This is a genomic window from Nesterenkonia haasae (assembly GCF_010119385.1).
Lineage (GTDB): Bacteria > Actinomycetota > Actinomycetes > Actinomycetales > Micrococcaceae > Nesterenkonia > Nesterenkonia haasae.
This window is the reverse complement of the sequence record NZ_VFIE01000017.1, coordinates 674722-694844: the sequence shown is the minus strand read 5'-3', so window position 1 is coordinate 694844 and position 20123 is coordinate 674722. Positions and strand designations below refer to the sequence as shown.

Below are 20123 nucleotides of genomic sequence, written 5' to 3'. Positions count from 1 at the left end.
AGGCGTCCGGATTCGACGTGTTTGCGGATTAGTTCTGGCAGGCCGGGTTCGTGGAAGGGGAGGTCTCCTGCGGAGAGGGACGCGATTTTTTCGGGGTCGATATCGACTCCGACCACGTTGAATCCGAGTTCGGCCATACACGCGGCATGGGTAGCACCAAGATAACCCGTACCAATAACAGAAATATTCTTCACTTGAACAGTCACAGGGGACATCCTAATCCGCACGCGTGACGTGCGGATTAACGACCGTCCGCCATGGCTGTCGGGCTACCTGCCGCAGTAGCTCATTCCGGTGAATGACGAAAGGGTCGAGGAGCCCCGGCGCCGCCTGCACCGCGAACTCTAGAGTCTGCTGCTGGTCAATGTCAGGAGTGTCGTATCCGCCGTCCCCGGCCGCAGTCATAGCAGAGACCGTACACAGCTTCAGCCGTCGTTGAAGTAATGACTCACGGATCGCTATGGTACTGACAGCGGACCGTTGCAGCACAGTGGTGGCGCGACTCAACAGACCAGAACGAGTGATGACATATCGCTCTGTGATCGTGTGTCCCAGTGCTCGGTACGCAACGCCAGCCGCGAGCAGAGCCAGCGGCCAGAATACAGCTGCTGCCCACAGCGCTTGATACGCGACGACGTCAATGACAGCAAGCCACGCCAACAGCCCAGCCAGAGCGAGGGCGAAACCAGTTGCCCACCAGAGCCGACGCCGAAGTGCTCCACGCGGATGGGGTGTCAGGTCCGCGTGGAAGGGGTTGTCGGAATCTCCGAGCACCTCACCGGCCACCTCTGCGGCGCGGCGAACTGGCCCGCGGGGCAGTATCGCAGCTGGTTCTGACATTGACGACACATCGAGGCCGGTGGTGATCACGCTGGTGTCGCTGACCCCCATCCAGCGCCACACGACCGGCTCAGAGATCTGGGCGCCGCGGATCCGATTTTCGTCACGGTTGACCTCTCGGGTGGTGAAGAGGCCCTTTCGGGTGCGCAACATAGTGCCCTCGCGACTGCTCACCCGAGCCAATTCGAAACCCCAGTTCTCGGTGAAGTAGTTAATGCCCAGACCAATAGCCCCAAGCGCTCCGACGGCAATAGCGGCAATAAACAGGGTGCCGACCCAGCCGATGGCCCCCCAGTCCAGTAACCCGACGATGAATCCATAGAGATCGAGACCCACTGTGCTCAGCAGCCAGAGCGCACCCCAACCGACCCCCAAGGCCAGCGCATAGGCCCAGATGTTGAACATGTTGTAGATGAACCAGCCTGGTTCGAATCGAGCGAATACTCTGAGCGGTTCAACGATGTGGCCCGCGGCCGTCGCTCGGGAAGGCACATTTCCCCCAGCCCCTGCTGACGGGAGTTCCTGTGGGCCGTCTTCAGGGGCCGCGGTACTCTGCTGAGCTTCTGGGAGCTCTTCCACCCCGCGCAGGAGGCTGTTCTGAAGTGTTCGAGCATCGGCGACGCTCAGTGCGTCCAGCGAGAGTGCGGATTCCCCGGCCGCAGCCTGTTGACCGGCCCCGATGTTAACCACTCGCATTCCGGCCAGTCGGTGACGCAGCTTCGCCTCGACATCCACACTGCGAATCCGGTCTCGTTGAACTGAGCGATGCCGCCGCAATAGCACGCCGGTTTTGAGCTCAACATAGCTCGGTGTCATGCGGAAGCGAGTAAAGATCCACCGCAGCACGTCGTAGATCGCACCCAAGGCGCCGAAGACCGCCAGAGCTATCAGCGGCCAGATCTGGCCTTCGGAGGCATCAACGTCGAACACCCAGATCGCCACTGACGCCGGCAGGAGCGATAGGGCGGTGATCACCAGATCGACCCAGATGATGCGTGAACTGAGCCGATGCCACTGCAGGGTGGGGGTGTTGGGTGGAGCTGGGTCGGGAGGGTTCAGAAGTGGGGGGCTCATGTGCCGTCCCCAGGGATCTGTTGCGTAGACTCGGTCAATTCCGCGGCCAGGCGGGCGGCCGTTTCCTGGTCAAGGCCGCCGATATCTATTGCCCCGTAGGACGAGGCTGTCGTCACACGAAGCGTGGACAGTCCCAGCACCTGCTCGAGAGGTCCGCGCAGGGCGTCCACGGTTTGCACGCGGGACAAAGGAGCGGCCCGCCATTCCCGGACCAGCCAGCCACTGCGGGCATAGACTGCCTCGGGGGTGGTCTCCCAACGGTGAACCCGGTACCGCCAGAAGGGCTCCACCAGAACTCCCACCAGCAAGAGCAGGCTGGCAGTGATCACTGCCACGATAAGCCAGGAGCGCGCGGCTTCCCACCACACATAGGCCACAATGGCAGCCGCCAGAATCGGCACCATCAGCACCAACGACTGCAACATCCACCACCCGATGGCTCGTCTGTCGACCATATGCATTGGTGGGCGGAGAGACAGCGTGGAGGAGTCCACAGCTGACTCTTTGGAAAGGGGAGTGGCGTTGCTCGGCGAACTCGGAGGATGCGTATCGTAGGTGGCAGTGTTCACCGTTTCACTGTAGAAGTGACACGTGGTGACCGAACCTGCCAAAAGTCATGACTTAGACCCCGGTGTCAGTCCTCGGCGTCCCTCAGCCCATGGTCAGCATCTGGGTTCGCCCGCACCATCTCCGTCAGCTGGTGGGCCGCAGCGACCACGACGCCGGCGAACTTCCTGCCCGGCTGGCGAGAGAGTCGTTCAATGGGACCGGAGATGGACACCGCAGCAATCACCCTTCCAGATGGTCCACGTACGGGAGCCGACACTGAAGCCACACCGGGCTCCCGTTCACCCAGGGACTCTCCCCAACCGCGGCGCCGCACACCGGCCAAGACTGTAGGTGTAAACCGAGCCCGCCAGAGGCCCTCAACCAGGCGTTCGTGGTCTTCCCAAGCCAGAAGTACCTGTGCGGCCGAGCCGGCCTTCATGGACAACTGAGTTCCCACGGGAATGGAGTCCCGCAAGCCAATTGGCCGCTCGGCCGAGGCGACGCAGACACGCGCCTCGCCCTGGCGGCGAAAGATCTGGCTGGACTCACCGGTGACGTCGCGAAGCTTAAGCAGGATCGGGCCGGCCGCGGAGACCAGTTGGTCATCTCCAGCAGCAGCAGCAAGCTCCGCCAAGCGTGACCCGATCACGTATCGACCACGGACATCCCGGGACAGGAACCTGTGATGGACCAAGGCAGAGGCAAGACGATGCAGCGTCGGACGCGCCAGACCGGTGCACTCCACCAGCTGCGCAAGAGTAGCCGGACCAGCTTCCAACGCGTCCATAATCATGACGGACTTGTCGATCACACCGATGCCGGAGGGTGAGTGCAGAGGTCTGGGTGAGTCGGGACGGGTGCCCGCTGAGGACGCAGATTTCTCGGCCATACAGCACAGTCTAGCGTGGGTCTCACATATTGAGATGTGAGCATGCTCTTCTAGAGGCTCCCAGGCAACAGTGGTTCCCTAGAGATGCGAAGCCTTACCGGGCCGGCGTCGTCGTTTTTCGCCACCCCGAAAATTACGACGGCGCCCACAGATTTCTGGAGGAACTCATGGTGGAGATTGCCAGCGACAAGCCGCTGACCCTGGCCGAAAAGGTCTGGCGCGACCACGTCGTGGTCCGGGGAGAGGACAAAGACGGGCAACGGTCGCCCGACCTCCTCTATATCGACCTGCACCTGGTCCATGAGGTCACCAGTCCGCAGGCGTTCGAAGGCCTCCGGTTGGCAGGACGTCCGGTGCGCCGGCCTGACCTGACGATCGCCACCGAGGACCACAACACTCCCACCCTGGAGATCGACAAGCCAATTGCTGACCCCGTCAGCCGCATACAGGTAGACACCCTGCGCGCCAACTGCGAAGAGTTCGGCATTCGACTGCACTCCCTGGGAGACGCCAACCAGGGGATTGTGCACGTGGTAGGACCCCAGCTTGGCCTGACACAACCAGGAATGACCGTGGTCTGCGGTGATTCCCACACCTCTACCCACGGTGCCTTCGGGTCGCTGGCCATGGGCATCGGCACCAGCGAAGTCGAACATGTCCTGGCCACCCAGACGCTGTCCCTGAAGCCCTTCAAGACCATGGCTGTGACAGTCAACGGGACCCTGCAGCCGGGAGTCAGCTCCAAAGACATCATCCTGGCGGTCATCGCGAAGATCGGAACCGGCGGGGGTCAGGGCTACGTCCTGGAATACCGCGGCTCCGCGATCGAGCAGCTGTCCATGGAAGCACGAATGACCATCTGCAATATGAGCATTGAAGCAGGCGCCCGAGCGGGGATGGTAGGACCCGACGAGACGACCTTTGAATACGTCAAAGGACGCCCGCACGCACCCACCGGCGAAGACTGGGACACTGCGGTGGACTACTGGCGTTCCCTCCGCACCGAAGACGGTGCCGAGTTCGACGCTGAGGTCACGATCGACGCAGACACACTCGAACCATTCGTCACATGGGGCACCAACCCAGGCCAGGGCGTGGGGCTGAACGAGTCAGTCCCGCGGCCCACCGACTTTGACGATCCCGTAGACCGCGAATCAGCAGAGCGGGCCCTGCAATACATGGGCCTCGAGCCTGGTACCCCCATGAAAGACATTCGTGTCGATACCGTATTTCTCGGTTCCTGCACCAACTCCCGGCTCGAAGATCTCCGCAAGGCAGCCGAGATCATCAAGGGCAGGCAGAAGGACCCTCAGGTGCGCATGATCGTGGTGCCAGGGTCAGCGCAGGTCCGGTTGGAGGCTGAGGCTGAGGGCTTGGACCGGGTGTTCAAAGACTTCGGAGCTGAATGGCGGTTCGCCGGCTGCTCCATGTGCCTCGGCATGAACCCTGACCAGTTGGCACCGGGCGAGCGGTGCGCTTCGACGTCCAACAGGAACTTTGAAGGCCGTCAGGGCAAAGGCGGACTCACCCACCTGGTCTCTCCGGTCGTCGCTGCCGCGACCGCCATCCGAGGCACGCTCTCAGCCCCTTCAGATGTTCTGCAACCTGAACCGACCCCTGCGTAGCGCGACGCGTGATGGCCGGTGCGAGCCGGCTTCAGAGGTGAGCGGGCCTCCCCGCCGCCGGAACTACCACAGGAGCACCCCATGGAACCCATCATCACTCACACCGGAACCGGTGTGCCGCTGAAGCAGTCCAACGTGGACACTGACCAGATCATCCCGGCGGTCTTTCTGAAGCGAATCACCAAGACCGGCTTCGAGGACGCACTGTTCTACGCCTGGAGGAAGAACCCGGACTTTGTGCTCAACCAGGAGGCCTATAAGAACGGCACTGTGCTGGTGGCCGGGCCGGACTTCGGCACCGGGTCCTCCCGAGAGCATGCTGTCTGGGCGCTGAAAGACTACGGCTTCAGGGTCATCATCTCATCCCGATTCGCCGATATCTTCTATGGCAACTCCGCGAAACAAGGGTTGTTGGCAGCAAAAGTTGCCCAACCCGACGTCGAACTCATCTGGAAAGAACTGGAGAAGGACCCCACCACGGAGATCACCGTGAACTTGGAGTCCCGAACTGTGCGTTGCGGCTCCGTGGACACCACCTTCGACATTGACAACTACACCCGGTGGCGCTTGCTGGAGGGCCTAGACGACATATCTCTGACCCTGCGTCAGGATGAAGCGATCGGAGCCTACGAATCCACGCGCCCCGGTATCAAGCCCAAGACTCTCCCCGCCAAAGTGTAGGTGTCTCGCGGGCCATGCGAAGTGCCGGGGGAACGAGTATCTTGATCGGGTACAGTGGCATGGCTGAGAATCCGCTGACCTGAATTGAAGGGACCTCTCGACTCCATGGCAAAGCTGCTCACCATCCAAGGTGGTAAGCCCCTGCAGGGCGAAGTTCACGTCCGGGGCGCCAAAAACCTGGTCCCTAAATCGATGGTTGCGTCCCTGCTGGGGAGCGAACCCTCCGAACTGCGAAACGTCCCGGAGATCAAGGACGTGGAGATTGTCACCAATCTGCTGACAATCCACGGGGTGAAAGTGGACCGTGACGCCACCTCCGGGATTATGACCCTGGACCCTCGTGAAACCTACTCTGCTGAGCACTCGGAGATCGACGCATACGCCGGCGACTCCAGGATCCCCATCCTGTTCTGCGGGCCACTGATGCACAAGAACGGCGAGGCGTTCATCCCCGACCTCGGTGGTTGCCGGATTGGCGACCGCCCCATCAACTACCACCTGGAAGTGCTGCGGAACTTCGGGGCTGTGGTCGACAAACGTGCCACCGGGATCCACATCTCAGCGCCCAGGGGCCTACGTGGGGCCAAGCTGGAGCTACCCTTCCCCTCGGTAGGCGCTACCGAGCAGGTCCTGCTGACTGCGGTCCTCGCCGAAGGCATCACAGAGCTGAAAAACTCTGCTGTGGAGCCTGAGATCCACGATCTGATCGCCATTCTCCAGCAAATGGGCGCGATCATCACCGTCTACACGGACCGGACTATCCGGATTGAAGGCGTCTCCCGTCTGTCAGGCTTTAGACATCGCGCCATCCCCGACCGCAACGAGACCGCATCCTGGGCATCGGCCGCACTGGTCACTGAGGGCGATATCTACGTCCGCGGAGCCGCCCAGCGTGACCTTACGGCTTTCCTCAACATCTACCGCAAGATCGGTGGAGAGTTCGAAGTCGACGACGAGGGTATGCGCTTCTGGCACGCCGGAGAGCCGCTGAAACCTCTGGTCCTGGAAACGGATGTCCACCCCGGATTCATGACTGACTGGCAGCAGCCGATGGTAGTAGCTCTCACCCAAGCCCACGGCGTGTCCATCGTCCACGAAACTGTGTACGAGAATCGCTTCGGGTTCACCCAGGCCCTGACCCGGATGGGAGCCTCCATCCAACTTCACCGCGAGTGTCTGGGATCCAACCCGTGCCGGTTCGGTCAGCGGAACTTCCAGCATTCTGCGGTGATCTCCGGTCCCTCAAAACTCTCCGGCGCTGACATCGACATCCCCGACCTGCGCGGTGGGTTCTCACACCTGATCGCAGCGTTGGCCGCCAGGGGCACATCGAACGTGACAGGAATTGAGATCATCTCCCGGGGCTATGAGTACTTCATAGACAAAATCGCCGGACTGGGCGCCGACATCTCGATCTCCGAACGCTGACCCCTGCTGCCCGGTAGGGTCTACAGACATGACACGACGACGCCGCATCCCGCTGGGGATCCGCGCCACAGCTAACCTCTTCCGGCCGATGATGCGGTTGGCGATCAGTAAAGAGTGGCGGGGTCTCGAGACGCTGCCCGACCACGGGTTCATTGTGGTTTCCAACCACGTCAGTGAACTCGATCCCATCGCCGTGGGTCTTGCCGTGGTGAAATCTGGCACCATCCCACACTTCCTCGCGAAGGACTCGCTGTTCCGCATTCCAGTGGTCGGTTCTGCCCTCAGCAGGCTCCAGCAGGTGCCCGTGGCGAGGTCTGACCGAACGGCCGCGAAACAGTCGCTGCAGGTGGCCCAGAGTGCACTGGACCGGGGTGGTGCGATCATGATCTACCCCGAAGGTACGCTCACTCGAGACCCTGACCTATGGCCCATGCGGGCCAAGACCGGGGCTGCTCGCTTGGCATTGAGCACCGGCGTTCCGCTGATTCCCTTCACGCACTGGGGAGTTCAGGATGTCCTGGCGCCCTATGCCAAGTTCCCGACACCATGGCCGCGGAAGAAGTATGTCCTCCAGGTGGGGGAGCCCATCGACATCTCCGATCTGCGCAATAGACCACTGACGAAGACTGTGCTGGCCGAAGCCACACAACGGATTGAAGCGGCACTGACTGAAGGTGTGGCCCAGCTGCGCGGCGAGCAGCCACCGGAGCACATATGGGACCGCGCATTGAATCAAAGAGTGCCCCGCAACCAGCTCAGGGCTCGCGGAGGAGAGGATTCCACCCCATGACAGCCAAACCTCCCCTACCGAAGATCGCCGTGGTCGGAGCGGGCTCCTGGGGCACCACCTTCGCCAAAGTGATCGCCGACGCAGCTTCAGGAGAATTCGAAGGCGCCCCTGAACAGATAGTGCTCTGGGCTCGCCGCGCGGAGATCGCCGAAGAGATCACCCAACAACACACAAACGCCACCTACCTTGGTGATATCGCACTCCCGGAGCGCGTCAGCGCGACTGACCAGCTCACGGAGGCAGTGACTGGAGCGGGCGTCGTCGTACTAGCGCTGCCGGCGCAGAACCTGCGCGGCCATCTTGCGGAGATCCGGGAAGCGCTGGCGCCGGGGGCCGTCGTCGTCTCCCTCATCAAAGGTCTGGAACGTGGGACCCACCTGCGCATGTCAGAGGTGATCGTCACCGAGCTGGGCATCAGTGACGAGCATGTCGCGGTGGTCTCAGGCCCGAACCTTGCTGTGGAGATCGCACGTGAAGAACCTACCGCCTCTGTGGTGGCATGCCGTGACGAGGCCGTGGCCGAGTGGATTGCCGCACTGTGCAGCGCTCGCTATTTTCGGCCGTACACCAACACTGATGTCACCGGTGTCGAGATCGCCGGCATCGTGAAGAATGTGATTGCGCTGGCGGTGGGGATCTGCGACGGTCAACAGCTCGGAGACAACTCCAAAGCCTCGGTCATCACCAGGGGACTGGCAGAGACCACGCGGCTCGCCGCCGCACTGGGGGGCCGGTTGGAGACCTTCTCCGGACTCGCGGGACTGGGCGATGTCGTTGCGACCTGTGCCTCACCGTTGTCCCGAAACCGCAGTGCCGGGCGCCTTCTGGGCCAGGGGTACAGTCCCGAAGAGACGACCCAGCAGCTGACCCAGACCGCAGAAGGTATGAAGTCCGCCGCCGCAGTTTTGGAACTCGCCCACGAACACCAGGTAGATATGCCCATCGCAGAGGCTGTGGTGGCGGTCCTGACTGGAAAGCTCGCTGTGGAGAACATCGCCACCCTGCTTCTGGCCAGGGAACTCAAGGCAGAGCAGGAAGGACTCCCCGATGAGGACGAATAGGCCCCGTGTCCTGGTCCTCTACGGAGGCCAATCCTCGGAACATGCCGTCTCCTGCGTTACCGCGGCCGGTGTGCTGAACGCCATTGACACCGCGGCATTTGAAGTCGTGGAGGTCGGCATCACCGCTGACGGCCAGTGGACGAAGCCCGTAGTGGACCCGCGAACTCACGCATTTGGTCTGGAGGAGCTTCCCCGGGTGGTGCCCACTGACTCTTCCGTGCAGCTCATCCCAGGCACTTCCAGCACCGCTGACCGGGGTGCTGAACTGCTGGAGATCGGGGCGGATCTGCAAGCGACGTCCTTGGGTTGGGTGGATGTGGTCCTGCCGCTGCTCCACGGCCCCTTCGGCGAGGACGGAACCCTGCAGGGGATGCTGGAAATGGCCGGGGTGCCCTATGTGGGCGCGGGTGTGCTCACCAGCGCTGTCGGTATGGACAAGCACTTCATGAAGCTGGCTTTCAGAGCAGCCGGACTCGTGGTCGGACCGTGGGAGACCATCACCGCACGGCAGTGGGTCCTCGACGCACAAGCGGCGGTGGACCGCGTGCGGCGGCTGCAGCTTCCCGTGTTCGTCAAACCCGCTCGTGCAGGCTCCTCGACCGGTATCACGCGGATAGATGACTTCAGTGCGCTCGATCAGGCACTGGAGACTGCCCGAAAATTCGACCCCAAGGTGATTGTCGAGCAGGGCATCGATGGGCGGGAGATCGAATGCGGTGTGCTCGGCAGCCGGACCGGGGGCCACGCCCGCACCTCCCTTGTGGGAGAGATCGTGGTCGGTGACGGCGCTGAGGCGCACCAGTTCTATGACTTCAATGCCAAATACACCGACGACGCCGCAGCAGCGCTGTCCTGCCCCGCGGAGTTGCCCGGAGAAGTCGCTGACGAGATCCGACGTCAGGCGGCCATTGCCTTCGACGCCATTGACGGTGAAGGCATCTCCCGAGTTGACTTCTTCTACACCACTGACGGCACGGTGGTCATCAATGAGGTCAACACCATGCCCGGGTTCACCCCGATCAGCATGTACCCCCAGATGTGGAAGGCCAGTGGCATGGACTACGAAGACCTCATTACTGAGCTCATCGAGCTGGCCCTGGAGCGGCCCGTAGGCCTCCGCTAAAATAGTCCCATGATGTCCTTCACCGACCACCTGTTCCGGATGCACACCGCTGATCCCGCCACCACGCCAGGCGGTGCTGCCACAATCGAGCGTGAACGCGTCGTGCAGCCCGCGGAACCAGGTGATCACGAGCGCTTTTCGCACTATGTGAAAAAAGACAAGATCATGGAGTCCGCCCTGGAGGGCGGGGCCGTTGTTGCTCTGTGCGGCAAAGTTTGGACCCCCTCACGGGACCCCAAGAAATTCCCGGTGTGCCCCGAGTGCAAAGAGATCTATGAAGGCATCACCGGCGGTGGGGATGACGAAGGCTCAGGCAAAGGCCGCGGATTCTTCGGTTTCGGTAAGAACTGAGGCGTGACTGAACCTACTTTGTTCGACGTTGGCACCGACGTTGGATCGCAGCTTCCGCCTGCGTATCCTCACCGGGCTGCGCACGGCACCGCAGGAACGCTGCGTCACTGGCAGCAAGAAGCCCTCGATTTGTACATCCAGCGCCGACCCAGAGATTTCATGGCTGTGGCCACTCCTGGTGCAGGCAAGACCACGTTCGCACTGCGTGTAGCCAAGTTGCTGGTTGAGTCAGGTGAAGTCACCCGCATCTACCTCGTGGTGCCGACTGAACACCTGAAACGCCAGTGGGCCGACGCCGCAGCCCGGGTGGGCCTTGCCATCGACCCGAACTTCAAGAACAGCGACGGCAGGCATGGTTCACAGTACGTCGGAGTTGCGGTGACCTACGCACAGGTGGCCAATAAGCCGGCGCTGCACAGAAATAAGACCGAGGCTGGACGCACTCTGGTCATCTTTGACGAAATTCACCATGCGGGAGACGCCCTGAGCTGGGGCGACGGTGTGCGCGAAGCCTTTGAGCCGGCGGTCCGCCGGCTCGCACTGACCGGCACACCTTTCCGTTCCGACACCTCCCCGATCCCATTCGTCACATACTCCGAAGGTCCTGATGGGGTGCCGCGGTCCAAGGCTGACTACTCCTACGGGTACGGACCTGCGCTGAAGGATCTCGTGGTCCGGCCGGTGGTCTTCATGGCTTACTCGGGGAACATGCGCTGGCGCACCGCCTCGGGAGAGGAGATGGAAGCACAACTGGGCGGAGCCGCGACTAAGGACATCACTCAGCACGCCTGGCGCACCGCGTTGAACCCAGATGGGGAGTGGATCCCTGCGGTGTTGAGTGCGGCCCATCAGCGGCTGGTCAAGGTTCGCGACAGGATCCACGACGCCGGGGGTCTGGTGATCGCCACCGACCATGAGTCGGCGCGCGCTTACGCCGCGCAGCTGGACAGACTCACTGGTCAGACGACCACTGTGGTGCTTTCTGATGACAAAGACGCCTCTCGCAAGATTGAGAGGTTCAGCGAGGACGGCTCCAAGTACTGGATGGTTGCGGTGCGGATGGTCTCGGAAGGTGTCGACGTCCCCCGCCTATGTGTGGGTGTCTACGCCACCTCCACCTCAACGCCCTTGTTCTTCGCTCAGGCTGTCGGGCGCTTCGTGCGGTTGCGCAAAAAGGCGGAGGTCGCCAGTGTCTTCCTGCCCTCAGTCCCCGTACTGACTGACCTGGCCAACGCCATGGAAGCAGAGCGTGACCATGCATTGGCCGCACCGGAGTCGGAGTTTCCAGAAGATGGACAGAATCCCGAAGACGACCTTCTGGAGGAAGCGAATAGAGAAGAGAAGGCCAGTGACGAACTCGCCAAGGGAGAGTTTGCCGCCCTGGGGTCCAGTGCCGCCTTCGACCGGGTGATGTTTGACGGAGAGGAGTTCGGTCTCGGTGGGGCAATCGGCTCCGAGGACGAGATGGACTTTCTCGGCATACCAGGACTTCTCGAGCCGGAACAAGTCTCCCAACTGTTACGCAGGCAGCAGGCCGAGCAGCTGAAGCGGCGCCCCAAGAGCGCTCCAGAGTCAGGCGACGTCGTCGACCACCGGCAGCTGAAGGCCTTGCGCGGCAAGCTCAACAAGTCCGTCTCCGCTTACGCCTCCAAGACCGGCATGCACCAGGGGAGCATCCACACTAAGCTCCGCGACAAGTGCGGGGGCCCTCCAGTCGGGCAGGCCACGCAGACACAGCTGGAAGCCAGGCTGAAGCAGCTCCAGCTCTGGTTTGTCAGCAAGTAACGACTGCCCGATTCCCGCCCCGGTTGGGATTTCAGGTGGGACGACTGCTGAACCGTGGTCAAGAGTCCCATCCTGGGTGGCGCCGATTGGTGTTTTCAGCTCCGTAGCGGAAAAACCAGTGGGACTTTGACCTAGCACACGCGAGCGTCCTATCGAGAATTGCGTTGAGCTGGGTTATCCACAGGTTCCGTTCTGGGACCGGCGCCGCTACGAACGTTCTGCCAGGATCGTTGGTATGTACCTGAAGGGCTCGGCAGCAAACGAACATCACACTGGTGTGTGCGGGAACCCAACGAGGCCGTTCGACCTCGGCCTTGAGCCGCGCTGTCCGGGCGGGCTGGCTCAAACGGCTGAGACCTGGTGTCTTTGTCAGTGTTGGTGATTGGGATGCTGCCCGGTTGAGTCAGCGGCATCGGGCCTTCACTGCGGCGGTGGGTAAGACATCCCCGTCTGCTGTGTTTTGCGGGCACACGGCGTTGTCGCTCTATGGGGTTCCGCTGCTGAGTTGGCCACGTGAAGTGCACTGTCGGACGAGGCATCGGAGCCGCGTCGGGGGCCGTCAAAACGGCGCATTCGCTGTGCGGGCTAAGTTCCCGCTGAAGTCTGCACGCATGTCTCGCCCTGCCGCGGAAAAACTGGTCAGCTCTGGAGAGCTGCCACTTCCTCAACCGCCCTGAGGAGCTGAAACGACAGCTCCTGCTTGCCGGAGTCCCAGTTCGTCGCCGCTGAAAAAGCTGGTGCACACGGACGTGAGCTCACCAGCTCTTGAGGCTACCGGCAGGAGCCCCCTGTGGGATGTGGGATGCTCTTGAGACTCCCGCCTAAGGCACGTTTCGGGCAAGTTCCGGGACACACGGTGGGACACCGGCCAGTGGCACCCGGAACGTCCTATTGCGTGTTGCCCGGGCCGCGCCCATGAGGGGCACCGCTGGTCAGAGTTCTTCCAGTGCGACGACCTCGATGTCGGCGTCGCGAAACTCCTGGAAGGTCTCGGTGATCTTCTCAGCACTGACACCCACAGTGAGGTCGGAGACCACCCGTACGGCATAGTCATTCTCTGCAGCGTCCAATGCGGTGGCGCGCACGCAGTGGTCGGTGGCGATACCTACGATCACCACCGAATCGATGTTGCGTTCCTGGAGCCAGGAGTCCAAATCGGGGGCGTCAGGCGCGACGACATCCTCGGGTTCGACTTTGATTCCCTTTTCCCCTTCGAGGATGCCCACTCGCTCCGGGTCTCCTAAGCGGCTTTCGAATCCGGAGTATCCGTCATCGTAGAGACCCTTCAGAAAGCGAGCCTCCACATAGTCGGTGTCCAGGTCCTGATGGAGCTCTGCCCCCGGAGTCCCGGCCACGCAGTGCACCGGCCATGTGTGGTCGAAGTCCGGATTTTCCGAGAAGTGCCCGCCGGGGTCAATGTGCCAGTCCTGGGTGGTGACGACGGCGTCGTACTCGGCATGGTTCTCCTCGAGGAATTCGCTGAGGTCGGCGGCTAGTTGAGCACCACCCTCAACGGCGAGCGCCCCGCCTTTGCAGAAGTCCTGCTGCACATCCACGATGATCAGTGCTTGAGCCACGATCCTCTCCTCCCCAACAGTGCCGGCATTGTGCGTGACTCCACGTTACTACTCGGCCAGCCCCAGCGGTACAGACGCGGGCATAGGATTGCACCGTGATATTTTCCACCGCGCTTCTGACCGACCAGTATGAGTTGACGATGCTCCAGGCTGCGCTGCGTTCCGGCGCGGCTGATCGGCAGTGCACCTTTGAGGTCTTCGCGCGTAGGTTGCCACAGGGCCGTCGATTCGGAGTGGTGGCCGGTACGGGGCGCTTACTGGAGGGGCTGGAAGCGTTTCGGTATGGACGGGATGAGTTGGACTTTCTCGCGGAGCGGGGAATAGTCGACGACACCACCCTCGACTTTCTCGCCCAGTATCGCTTCAGCGGGGACATCACCGGATACGCCGAAGGTGAGGTCTATGTGCCCAACTCCCCGGTACTGCAGGTGACCGGGACATTCGCTGAGGCCTGCCTGCTGGAAACTTTCGTGCTCTCGGTGCTGAATCACGATTCTGCCGTCGCCTCAGCCGGCGCCAGGATGGTGATGGCCGCCGGCGGGTCCGCAGAGGCTGGAGGTCGGCCCTGCGTCGAGATGGGGTCCCGTCGAACCCAGGAGTTCTCGGCCACGGCAGCGGCTCGTGCCGCTGCGGTAGTGGGCTTCTCCGCGACGTCGAATCTGGAGGCCGGCAGAAGCTGGGGCGTGCCGACATTGGGCACTGCCGCCCATGCGTTCACTCTCCTCCACGACACCGAGGAAGAGGCGTTCACGGCCCAGGTGGATACGTTCGGCCCCGGAACCACCCTGCTGGTGGACACCTATGACGTGGAGTCGGCCGTCCGCAAAGCTGTTGAGATCGCTGGTCCGGAGCTCGGTGCCGTCCGGTTGGACTCCGGTGATCTGGTGGCACAGGCGCACGATGTCCGGAAGCTCTTAGACTCATTGGGTAATACTGAGACGCGCATCATCGTCTCCTCGGACCTTGATGAGTTCGCAATTGCCGGTCTCGCTGCGGCCCCAGTGGACGCCTATGGGGTGGGCACCCGTCTGGTCACAGGCTCTGGGGCGCCCACAGCCTCCATGGTGTACAAGCTGGTCCAGCGGCAGGACGGCACAGGTGCCGCTGTGCCGGTGGAGAAGTCCTCACCGAACAAGGCCAGTGCCGGCGGCAGAAAGCAGGCCGTACGGGGCCTAGATGATGATGGGCGGGCGGAAGCTGAGTTCATCGCTGCAGATAAAACTGTTGCGGAAGCCGGCTACTCCGGCCGTGAACTCCAGGTCCCACTGGTTATCCGTGGAAGTGTACAACCGGGCAACACCGGGGCCGAGGGTGTATTGCGCGCAGCCCGAAGGCACAGGGACTCACTGGAAGAACTTCCGGCCGTAGCACAACGGCTCTCCGAGGGCGAACCTGTCATCCCCACGGTTTTCGTCTGACGTATCAAGTTCTGGTTCGTAGAATAGAGACATGAGTTCTGCCCAAGGATCGACGCTGACTGAGGGGGGCACTGACCTGGACCTGCAGATCGGTGTGCTCACCAGCAGGCCCTACAAAGTTGTCGTCTGGAACGATCCGGTGAATCTGATGTCCTATGTGGCCTGGGTCTTTCGCAGCTACTTCGGTCACTCGCGGGAGAAGGCGCACCAACTGATGCTCCAGGTACACCGTGAGGGCCGGTCAGTGGTCGCCTCCGGACCCCGGGAGAAGGCGGAACGGGATGTGACCGCGCTCCACGGATACGGTCTGCAGGCAACCCTCGAGGAATCGGAGTAGACCCGGATGGCCCGAGCTTTTCGCGCCACCACACGCGGCTACAGAGCTGATATGGAATCCCATGAGCGGCGTCTGCTCTCTCACCTGTGCGCGGACGTCATCACCATGCTTGAAGCCAGGGGAGAGGCGTTGAACGACGCCGCGACAGAACCACAGGACAGCTTCGCTCACTTCCGGCGTGAGCTAGCCGGACTCGGAGCTGACCTCGACGCCGGCGATGAGATCCCAGGTGTGGAACCGCCCGAGGATGCTGCGCTGGCGCTTCTGCTTCCAGACGCTTCAACTGATCCGGTGGAGGCAGCTCAGTTTCGGCGGCTCTCTGAAGCCTCCTTGCGTGAGACCAAGATCGCGGATCTGCGAGCCGCCAGAATGGCGCTGGAGTCGGAGCCGGTGACTTTGACGGAAGAACAGGCGCCGGTGTTCGGCCGTGCACTCAATGATGTGCGGCTCACCTTGGCGGCGCGGCTGAACATTGACGACGAGGCTGCCGCTGAACGCGTCCATGACATGGCCGGCAGAGGGAAAGCCGCCACCACGGATGAGTTCATGGCGGAGCTCTACACGTTTACCACATGGCTGCAGGAGACACTGTTCTCCGCGATGCTCGATGTCATGCCTGAAGATGAGTGACGTTATGCTGAGCGACATATGAAACTGACGATTATCGGGTGCAGCGGCTCCTTCCCGGGGCCGCATTCCTCTGCCAGCTGTTATCTGGTCACCCAGGAGCATGAGGGACGCATGTGGCGGATCGCTCTAGACCTCGGCAGTGGGGCATTGGGGCCGTTGCAGAGGCACATTGCACTCGAGGACCTGGATGCCGTGTGCCTAAGCCACCTGCATCCAGATCACTATATGGACCTCACAGGTTTACATATTGCCGTCAAGTGGCGGCCGGGAGGCTGGCCAACACAGCGCATTCCAGTTCACGGACCAGCCGGGACTGATGCCCGAATCGCTGCGGCACACGGGATCGACCCCGCACCTGGCATGCATGATGAGTTCGACTTTCACCACTGGACGCCAGAGCAGCCGACCACGATCGGGCCCTTCACCATCACCCCCATCACCGTCCGGCACCCGATCGATGAACCCTACGCCCTGCGCATAGAGGCGGCAGGGGAGGACGGCACCACCCGCGTGCTGACCTACTCCGGTGATACTGACAGCTGCCGTGGCCTGGTGGAAGCCGCTCGAGGAGCCGATGTCTTCCTGTGTGAAGCCGCCTACCAGGACGGCCGCGACGACGCCATAGAGGGGATCCATCTCAACGGAGATCGCGCAGGCGCTGCGGCCGCTGAGGCGCAGGTGGGACGGCTGCTGCTGACCCACCTGCCGGCGTGGACTGACCCCAACGTGGTGCGGGAGCACGCGGCCCTGCGCTACAACGGAAACATTGCAGTGGCCGCCGACGGGGTCACCTATCACATCTGAAACACGCCACAGGAGGGTATATGACGGGCAAGTTCGTCCGCGCTGATGGTCGAGCCATTGATCAGCTTCGCGAAGTCACCATCACTCGGGAATGGTCTGCGCACGCCGAGGGCAGCGCACTCATCGAATTCGGAGAGACGAAAGTGCTGTGCACCGCAAGCGTCGAATCTGATGTGCCACGGTGGCTCAGAGGTCAGGGTCGAGGATGGGTCACCGCCGAGTACGCCATGCTGCCGCGAGCGACCAATACCCGCAACGCACGTGAATCGATCAAAGGCAAAGTCGGCGGACGGACCCACGAGATCTCCCGACTGATCGGGCGGTCTCTGCGCGCAGTAGTCGATCTCGAGTCCCTCGGGGAGAACGTCATCACCTTGGACTGTGACGTGCTCCAAGCCGACGGCGGCACTCGCACGGCAGCAGTGACCGGCGCATTCGTCGCGCTGGCGGACGCCATCGAGTGGGCGCGCGGTGAGGGCCGGATCCGGAAGCGCGCCGAGGTGCTGCGGGATTCAGTGGCCGCGATCTCGGTCGGTGTGTTGCCCAACGGCACTGCGGTGCTGGACCTGCCGTACAACGAGGACTCCACCGCTGGAACTGATATGAACGTGGTCGTCACCGGAAGCGGAGACTTCGTTGAGGTCCAGGGCACCGCGGAAGGTGCGCCTTTCACTCGCAATCAACTCAACGAGTTGTTGGACCTGTCCCTGATCGGTTGTGGACGCCTGGCCGAGCTCCAGAGGATGGCACTGGCACAGTGAGCGCTCGGATCGTCTTGGCCACCGGAAATTCAGGTAAGCTCCGCGAATTCAGGGCCCTCTTGGCCGATTCGGATCAGCTGCGCAACCTGGATCTGGACAGTGCAGTGGTAGACGCCGCCACTGCCGGGGTCGGTGAGATCCCGGAGACCGGGGTGACATTCACCGAGAACTCCTTGCTCAAAGCCCGAGCGGTCGCGGAAATGACAGGTCTGCCGGCTGTGGCCGATGACTCTGGCCTCTCCGTCGACGTCCTGGGTGGAGCCCCCGGCATCTTCTCCGCCAGGTGGGCCGGTGCTCGGTCCAGTGACGAGAACAACCGCCGCCTGCTCCTGGAACAGCTCTGCGACATCCCTGCAGAGCATCGCACTGCGGCTTTCGTATGCGTCGCCTCATTGGTCATTCCCGGACACGACGGTGCCCCTGCAGCTGAGTTCACTGCCGAAGGCCGACTGGAGGGCACGCTGTTGACCGAAGAGCATGGCAGTGGAGGTTTCGGCTACGATCCGATCCTTCAGCCAGTGGGGGACAGCCGCTCCTGCGCGGAGCTCTCGATGGCCGAAAAGAACGCCATCTCTCACCGCGGCAAAGCCTTCAGGGCCCTCGCGCATCGTATTGTGGAGGTGCTCGTCTAAATGTCTCCGTCAGCACTCGGATCGTTATCTGACCTGCGGCCGCCTCGTGTCAAAGGCCTGAACTTCACCGCCGTCGATTTTGAGACGGCCAATGGCTTCCGCGGCTCGCCCTGCGCGATTGGCATGGTGCGCGTCAGAGACGGCAACGTGGACGAGCTTTTCTTCAAACGGATGCGGCCACCGCAGGGTTTCGACAGGTTTGATCCGCGCAATGTGGCCATCCATGGCATCACCGCCGATCGGGTGGCCGCCCAGCCACGTTTTGGGGAGCTCTTCGCAGAGATCGTCGAGTTCATCGGCTCCGATACGCTCATCGCCCACAATGCTGGTTTCGATATTGAGGTCTTTGAGTCCGCGTTGGAAGTTTCGGGCATGGATTCGCCAGGACTGCGCGCTCTGTGCTCACTGCGTTTGGCACGCACTGTCTACCGCCTAGAATCCCACGCACTGCCCCGGTCCGCAGCTGAAGCGGGCTTTCACCTCAAGCACCACCATCACGCCTTGTGGGACGCCCGAGCCGCAGCTGCGATAGTCGTTGACATAGCAGAGCGGGAAAAACGCGGGAATCTCAACGACCTTTTCGCCGCACACCAGATCGAACCCGAAGAACTGGAGTCCTGGACCGGAGGCCGTCCCTACGAGTCCCGGGCCACACGCCAAGTGCGCAGCTGCGCATACTTGCTCGACGCACGCAGTGAAGACGTCAGCGACGATATGCTTCCGGATCTGATGCGCTGGCAGGACGAAGGCCGCAACCTTCCGGCCAATGAGCACGCTGACCCGAATCATCCGCTGTTCGGTGAACACATAGTCTTCACCGGCAATCTCGCCATCCCACGGGCGGATGTCAAAGCGCTTGCCGCTGAACATGGTGCTGTCACTGCGTCGAAAGTCACCAGCGCCACCACAGTGGTGGTGATCGGTGACGGTGTCTGCCGCGAGGATTTGGAGGCTGAGCACCGAGTGCCTCCGCTGCAGGCACGCAAAGTCAGGGAAGCGCTCAGCCGCCGAGACCAGGGCCAACCGATCAGCCTCCTGACGGAGGATGACTACCGGCAGATGCTGGGCAGCGCGTGGCCGCTGCCGCAGCCCTCAGCAGTCACGTCCCGGGCAGAGTAGTCTTCCGCCAGCGCTGACTGAGGTCCTCAACGACCACAGCCAGCAGTTCATGAGCCGGTGCGTGCTTCGCCGGTGGAGGAGGCGCCAACGCTCGGCGCCGGGCTTCGCGCAGCAGCCGCGGATTCCCGTGCGTGAGGCAAACGGCTTGTTCGGCCCAATTCTGTTTCATTGATGCCTCCACGTACGGTACGAGGCTGATGGGCAGAATGCGCAGCAAGGCGGCTTCGTCATCCGCTGCTGGCTGAGGAGGCGCGGCGCGAGTGCCCATCTCCGCAGAGCTCAAACTGGCGAGCGAGGTGTCTGCACTGCCGGGGATGAGGGCGAGGCCCCCAGATTTTACGATGAGCCTCAGGGCATGGTCAGTGGGCCGCGGCGTCGGCCGGGGGCAACCCTGCGGGAAATCGCCGGCCAGGACCCTGTGCCAACGCAGGGCGGCCAACCACATGCTGGCTGCCGGATCAGCCCCGGACCCCTCGCGGGACCATTCGAGTACTTCTAGCAGGCCGTCCCCCATGCAGAGGGCAAGCAGGGCTTCTGCATGGACCGGTTCATCTGGTCCGGGGAGCAGGCTGCGCATGGTCGGTTCGAAGGAATCGACGAGGCGGAGGTCTTCTGGGTTGAGTGGGGACGTCACGAAGGGCAAGAATAC

22 protein-coding genes are annotated in these 20123 nt (G+C 62.3%); 16 read left to right on the top strand and 6 right to left on the bottom strand.

What is annotated here, in order from left to right; genetic code table 11:
- The 4 genes from FH975_RS03325 to FH975_RS03310 all read right to left on the bottom strand — a co-directional run.
- The coding region (locus tag FH975_RS03325) for a 3-hydroxyacyl-CoA dehydrogenase NAD-binding domain-containing protein (RefSeq protein ID WP_328821756.1) at nt 1-206 on the bottom strand (206 nt) is incomplete at its 3' end.
- A gap of 10 nt (nt 207-216) precedes the next feature.
- Nucleotides 217-1914, bottom strand: a complete 1698-nt coding sequence (locus FH975_RS03320) for a PH domain-containing protein (protein ID WP_162320006.1) — start codon at nt 1912-1914, stop codon at nt 217-219.
- Nucleotides 1911-2483 carry a PH domain-containing protein gene (locus FH975_RS03315; protein WP_328821755.1) on the bottom strand — a complete coding sequence of 191 codons (573 nt, stop codon included), beginning with the start codon at nt 2481-2483 and terminating at the stop codon, nt 1911-1913. The genes FH975_RS03320 and FH975_RS03315 overlap by 4 nt, the downstream gene beginning before the upstream one ends.
- 65 nt (nt 2484-2548) lie before the next feature.
- Nucleotides 2549-3352, bottom strand: coding sequence for an IclR family transcriptional regulator (locus tag FH975_RS03310; RefSeq protein ID WP_407938606.1), 804 nt, complete (start codon nt 3350-3352; stop codon nt 2549-2551).
- Nucleotides 3353-3519: 167 nt separating this feature from the next.
- On the opposite strand from FH975_RS03310, the gene leuC reads away from it, so the two are divergent.
- The 9 genes from leuC (at nt 3520) to FH975_RS17035 (ending at nt 12873) form a co-directional block, all read left to right on the top strand.
- A complete protein-coding gene (gene leuC, locus FH975_RS03305; protein ID WP_162320005.1) occupies nt 3520-4977 on the top strand; it encodes a 3-isopropylmalate dehydratase large subunit in 1458 nt (485 codons plus the stop codon).
- A gap of 81 nt (nt 4978-5058) precedes the next feature.
- Nucleotides 5059-5658, top strand: coding sequence for a 3-isopropylmalate dehydratase small subunit (leuD, locus tag FH975_RS03300; protein WP_162320004.1), 600 nt, complete (start codon nt 5059-5061; stop codon nt 5656-5658).
- Between the two features lie 105 nt (nt 5659-5763).
- Nucleotides 5764-7086: a UDP-N-acetylglucosamine 1-carboxyvinyltransferase gene (murA, locus tag FH975_RS03295; protein WP_162320003.1), complete on the top strand. Its 1323-nt coding sequence runs from the start codon at nt 5764-5766 to the stop codon at nt 7084-7086.
- Between the two features lie 28 nt (nt 7087-7114).
- Nucleotides 7115-7876 (top strand): lysophospholipid acyltransferase family protein, encoded by a 762-nt coding sequence (locus FH975_RS03290; RefSeq protein WP_162320002.1) that lies wholly within the window; start codon nt 7115-7117, stop codon nt 7874-7876.
- Nucleotides 7873-8937 (top strand): NAD(P)H-dependent glycerol-3-phosphate dehydrogenase, encoded by a 1065-nt coding sequence (locus FH975_RS03285; protein WP_162320001.1) that lies wholly within the window; start codon nt 7873-7875, stop codon nt 8935-8937. Before FH975_RS03290 ends, FH975_RS03285 begins: the two co-directional genes overlap by 4 nt.
- Nucleotides 8924-10060, top strand: a complete 1137-nt coding sequence (locus tag FH975_RS03280) for a D-alanine--D-alanine ligase family protein (RefSeq protein ID WP_162320000.1) — start codon at nt 8924-8926, stop codon at nt 10058-10060. The genes FH975_RS03285 and FH975_RS03280 overlap by 14 nt, the downstream gene beginning before the upstream one ends.
- 9 nt (nt 10061-10069) lie before the next feature.
- Entirely contained in the window at nt 10070-10411 is a 342-nt protein-coding gene (locus FH975_RS03275; protein ID WP_202922954.1) for a DUF3039 domain-containing protein, read from the top strand.
- A 3-nt stretch (nt 10412-10414) separates the two neighbouring features.
- On the top strand, nt 10415-12196 hold the full coding sequence (locus tag FH975_RS03270; protein WP_328821754.1) for a DEAD/DEAH box helicase: 1782 nt from the start codon (nt 10415-10417) through the stop codon (nt 12194-12196).
- Between the two features lie 275 nt (nt 12197-12471).
- Entirely contained in the window at nt 12472-12873 is a 402-nt protein-coding gene (locus FH975_RS17035; protein ID WP_407938605.1) for a type IV toxin-antitoxin system AbiEi family antitoxin domain-containing protein, read from the top strand.
- A 255-nt stretch (nt 12874-13128) separates the two neighbouring features.
- Here the strand turns inward: FH975_RS17035 and FH975_RS03260 are convergent, their stop codons facing one another.
- Nucleotides 13129-13773 (bottom strand): isochorismatase family protein, encoded by a 645-nt coding sequence (locus FH975_RS03260; protein WP_162319998.1) that lies wholly within the window; start codon nt 13771-13773, stop codon nt 13129-13131.
- 140 nt (nt 13774-13913) lie between these two features.
- Here FH975_RS03260 and FH975_RS03255 point away from each other — a divergent pair, with 140 nt between their 5' ends.
- From FH975_RS03255 to FH975_RS03225, 7 genes are read left to right on the top strand one after another with little or no spacing between them, the layout of a single operon-like run.
- A complete protein-coding gene (locus FH975_RS03255; protein ID WP_162320073.1) occupies nt 13914-15191 on the top strand; it encodes a nicotinate phosphoribosyltransferase in 1278 nt (425 codons plus the stop codon).
- Nucleotides 15192-15222: 31 nt separating this feature from the next.
- On the top strand, nt 15223-15528 hold the full coding sequence (gene clpS / locus FH975_RS03250) for an ATP-dependent Clp protease adapter ClpS (protein WP_162319997.1): 306 nt from the start codon (nt 15223-15225) through the stop codon (nt 15526-15528).
- Nucleotides 15529-15534: 6 nt separating this feature from the next.
- Nucleotides 15535-16158 (top strand): DUF2017 family protein, encoded by a 624-nt coding sequence (locus FH975_RS03245; protein ID WP_162319996.1) that lies wholly within the window; start codon nt 15535-15537, stop codon nt 16156-16158.
- 18 nt (nt 16159-16176) lie between these two features.
- Nucleotides 16177-16962 carry an MBL fold metallo-hydrolase gene (locus FH975_RS03240; protein WP_162319995.1) on the top strand — a complete coding sequence of 262 codons (786 nt, stop codon included), beginning with the start codon at nt 16177-16179 and terminating at the stop codon, nt 16960-16962.
- Between the two features lie 20 nt (nt 16963-16982).
- Nucleotides 16983-17723: a ribonuclease PH gene (rph, locus tag FH975_RS03235; protein ID WP_162319994.1), complete on the top strand. Its 741-nt coding sequence runs from the start codon at nt 16983-16985 to the stop codon at nt 17721-17723.
- The gene (gene rdgB, locus FH975_RS03230) at nt 17720-18355 is read left to right on the top strand and encodes an RdgB/HAM1 family non-canonical purine NTP pyrophosphatase (RefSeq protein ID WP_162319993.1); all 636 of its coding nucleotides are present in this window, start codon (nt 17720-17722) and stop codon (nt 18353-18355) included. The genes rph and rdgB overlap by 4 nt, the downstream gene beginning before the upstream one ends.
- Nucleotides 18356-19474 carry an exonuclease domain-containing protein gene (locus tag FH975_RS03225; RefSeq protein ID WP_162319992.1) on the top strand — a complete coding sequence of 373 codons (1119 nt, stop codon included), beginning with the start codon at nt 18356-18358 and terminating at the stop codon, nt 19472-19474.
- Here FH975_RS03225 and FH975_RS03220 read toward each other — a convergent pair.
- Nucleotides 19455-20108 (bottom strand): hypothetical protein, encoded by a 654-nt coding sequence (locus tag FH975_RS03220; protein ID WP_162319991.1) that lies wholly within the window; start codon nt 20106-20108, stop codon nt 19455-19457. The genes FH975_RS03225 and FH975_RS03220 overlap by 20 nt on opposite strands.
- Nucleotides 20109-20123: the final 15 nt, after the last annotated feature.